Annotated in this window: 3 protein-coding genes; 2 read left to right on the top strand and 1 reads right to left on the bottom strand. The window is 73.1% G+C overall.

The genetic code is table 11. From position 1 onward, the window contains the following. Positions 1-65: 65 nt before the first annotated feature. Positions 66-2,012: a Xaa-Pro dipeptidyl-peptidase gene (locus ACFVIM_RS34210; RefSeq protein ID WP_384310030.1), complete on the bottom strand. Its 1,947-nt coding sequence runs from the start codon at positions 2,010-2,012 to the stop codon at positions 66-68. Between the two features lie 149 nt (positions 2,013-2,161). Between ACFVIM_RS34210 and ACFVIM_RS34215 the strand changes: the two genes are divergently transcribed. Both ACFVIM_RS34215 and ACFVIM_RS34220 read left to right on the top strand, forming a co-directional pair. Then, complete coding sequence (locus tag ACFVIM_RS34215) at positions 2,162-2,551, top strand: VOC family protein (protein ID WP_384310032.1); 390 nt, start codon at positions 2,162-2,164, stop codon at positions 2,549-2,551. 52 nt (positions 2,552-2,603) lie between these two features. Beyond that, on the top strand, positions 2,604-3,089 hold the full coding sequence (locus ACFVIM_RS34220) for a GNAT family N-acetyltransferase (RefSeq protein ID WP_384310035.1): 486 nt from the start codon (positions 2,604-2,606) through the stop codon (positions 3,087-3,089). The last annotated feature ends 195 nt before the right edge of the window (positions 3,090-3,284 follow it).

The raw sequence follows: 3,284 nt of genomic DNA on the forward strand, positions 1-3,284 counted from the left end.
CCCGGCGGATGGCTCCATCCGTCCGGGGGCGCGGTGTGCTGTGAGGTGGGCGGGCGCGGCGGCCGTCAGCGGGTGAGGGGCAGGGTGATCGAGCTGACGCCCGTCCGTACCGACATCCGGGTCCCCGCCGGGTGGCGCAGGGTGAACTGGTGGTCGGCCGAGAGCAGGACCACCCCGATCCGGTGGCCCTTCTTGAAGACGTAGTCCTGGTGTTCCAGACCCCAGTCGATCCGGTACTCGCGCCCCTCCCGCACCGGCGACTGCCAGGCGATCGAGTGACGGTTGCGCAGGTCCGTCCAGCCGCGTGTGACGATCTTGAAGTCGGCGGTCTCCGTGCGGTGCCGGGTGCGGAAGGCGCAGCCCGTGTCGCCCGGCACGCCCTGCCCGTAGCAGATCTCCCGTGAGGTGTCCTGGGTGACGCCCGCGATGGCGCGGGTGTCGCGGCCGTAGTCCACCAACAGCGCCGTCAGCGAGGGCGAGGTGCCGGTGAGCGAGGTCCGCAGCGAGATCCGCGGGGCGCCGCTGAGCCGGACGTCGGCCCGCAACGGCCCGGTCGTGTACGCCAGACGGCCCGGGTCGGTGGCCGGGGCGGTCACCAGCTCCTCCGCCGTGCGGGTGCGGCCCGCGTCGGTCAGGGTGTGGACGGCCGGGGGGCCGGTGCGCGGGCCGAGACCGCCGTCGGCGCCCAGCCGCAGTGTCGTGCCCCGGGTGCCGGGCGCGGGCCAGTCGGCCTCGCGGCGCCAGGTGAAGTCGGCCTGTTCCACATCGACGGCCGGTTCGTCCAGGGCGCCGCTGTCCAGACCGTAGAGCCAGTGGTCGAACCACTGCTGGAGCTGGCGCAGCCACTCCTCCATCCGCAGCGGCATCGGGTTGTTGTGCCCGGCGCGGTGCAGCCACAGCTTGCGCGGTACGTCGTGTTCCGCGAGCCGTTCCCAGAGACGGCCCACCTGGCCGGTCTTCACGTTCCAGTCGTTGGTGCCGTGGACGGCGAAGACGGCGGCCCGGATCCGGTGCGCGTCCTTGAGGTAGTCGCGTTCGGACCAGAAGCGGCTCCAGTCGCCGGTGACGCGGTCCTGCTCGGCGGTGATCCGGTCCAGCACCGGGCGGCAGATCTCGCGGTCGGCCCTGCTGTAGACGCCCTTGGCGAGGATGTCGGCGTCCTCGCCCTGGTAGCCGAAGGGGGCGACGACCGCGCCGTTGGCCCGGTAGTAGTCGTACCAGGAGGAGATGGCGCCGACCGGCACGATCGCCTTGAGCCCCTCGACGCCGGTCGCCGCCACGGCGGTGGGCAGGGTCCCGTTGTACGAGATGCCCATCATCGCCGTGTCACCCGTCGACCAGGCGGCGCCGACCGGCTCACCGGCCGGGTCCCAGCCCCGGGCCCGGCCGTTGAGCCAGTCCACGGCGGCCTTGGCGCCGAGCGTCTCGTTGCGCCCGCCGGAGGTGGGGCAGCCGGTCGAGCCACCGGTGCCGACGCTGTCGAGCTGGGCGACGGCGTAGCCGCGGGGGAGGAAGTAGTTGTCGGTGTAGCCAGGGAACGCGCTGGAGGCCCTGGGGAGGGCGTCGGTGGGTGCGCCGGAGGACTCCGGCAGCAGTCCCGGCCGCCGGGCCGGGCCGCCCAGCCGGGCCGACGGCAGTCCGTCCTCGTCCACGTCGACGGGGTGGAACGGTACGTCGTTGCCGCCACCCCAGTAGGGGCTCGCCTCCACGATGGTGGCGACCTTGAGCCCGGCGTCCGTCTCCTTGGGCCGCAGGATCCGCATCCGGACCCGGTCCCGGACGCCGTCGAGGTCGCTGTCGGTCTCCGTCTCGATGTCCACGACCTGGCGGATCGCCTCGGCGCGGGAGAAGACGGGCTGGGTCGCTCCGTCGCTGACGCGTAACGCGGGGGTGCGTTCGGCCGGGGTGGCGGCGGACGCGGCGGGTGTGGTCAGGGGCACGGCCAGGGTGACGGCGAGCGCGGTGATGCCGAGCCGGAGCGCCGTTCTGCCTCGTACGGTGGATCTCGTCATGGTGTCTCCTGGGGCGGAAGTGACGATCACGCGGGAGTGCGCGCACATTCCACCGCGTCCGCCGCCGACACGCCAGACCGTTTTCCGGCGGCCGCGCGCCGCGTGCCGCCGGCGGCCCTGTGCCCGCCCCGCGAACGAAAGGCCGATGGATGACCGCGATACCCCGGTTCACCCTCTCCAGTGTGGTGATCGACTGCCCCGACGCCCGGACGCTCGCCGACTTCTACCGCGCGCTGCTCGGCTGGGAGGAGCGCGCGAGCGAGCCGGACTGGGTCCATCTGCGGTCGCCGGACGGGCGGCTGGGGCTGTCGCTCCAGTCCGAGGCGGGGTATGTGGCGCCGACCTGGCCCGAGACCCCCGGGGCGCAGCAGAAGATGATCCATCTCGACCTCCGGGTGGATGACCTCGACGCGGCGACCCGGCGCGCCCTCGCGCTGGGTGCCACCCTGCCCGCGGTGCGGCAGGACGGCGGCGATACGCGAGTGCTCAGGGACCCGGCCGGGCATCCGCTATGTCTCTTCCTGGACGCCGTGGAGTGATGGCGTCACCGTATGGTCCACCCCGTTCACCTGGGGATGTAATACTCACTCCATGAGTTCACATCTGACGGCGGCGGATCGGGACGGCCTCCGGATACGCCGGGCGGAGGCGGGCGACGCCAAGGCGCTGACCACCATGGTGCGGCGCTCCCGCGCGTATGAGGGGCCCTACCGGGCCATGGTGGACGGATACGTGGTCGGCCCCGACTACATCGAGACCCACCAGGTCTTCCTCGCCTCCGACCCCGATGGCGCGCTCCTCGGCTTCTACGCCCTGGTGGTCGCCGACGCCGAACTCGACCTGATGTTCGTCGCCGACGCGGCCCAGGGACGCGGCGTCGGACGGCGGCTGATCGCCCATATGCTCGACCAGGCCCGCACCGCCGGACTCTCCGGAGTCCGGGTGATCTCCCACCCGCCCGCCGAGGGCTTCTACCAGAGCGTCGGCGCCCGCCGTACCGGCATGGCCCCGGCCATCTCGTCGAAGATCTTCTGGGAGCGTCCCGAACTGCTCTTCGCGGTACCGCGCGAGGGCTGAGGGCCTCGCGTACGGCGGCGGTGTGACCCGCCGTCGTACGGGCTCGGCGGGCCCGCCCCCGTACCGTACGGAGCCGGAACCGGCACTCCTCCGTACCGCACGAGGCGATACGGGGGGTGCGGAGACGGACGGCCCGGTCACCGGCCGCCGCGCGTCACGACGGCGAGGGCCCCGGTGCGCGCCACGCGTCAGCCG

Source organism: Streptomyces sp. NPDC057638 (assembly GCF_042800315.1).
Taxonomy (GTDB): domain Bacteria; phylum Actinomycetota; class Actinomycetes; order Streptomycetales; family Streptomycetaceae; genus Streptomyces.

What these genes read in the sequence shown, in the direction of transcription:
- ACFVIM_RS34210 (WP_384310030.1), bottom strand. Translation starts at nt 2,012, where the DNA reads ATGACGAGATCCACCGTACGAGGCAGAACGGCGCTCCGGCTCGGCATC.
- ACFVIM_RS34220 (WP_384310035.1), top strand. Translation starts at nt 2,604, where the DNA reads ATGAGTTCACATCTGACGGCGGCGGATCGGGACGGCCTCCGGATACGC.
- ACFVIM_RS34215 (WP_384310032.1), top strand. Translation starts at nt 2,162, where the DNA reads ATGACCGCGATACCCCGGTTCACCCTCTCCAGTGTGGTGATCGACTGC.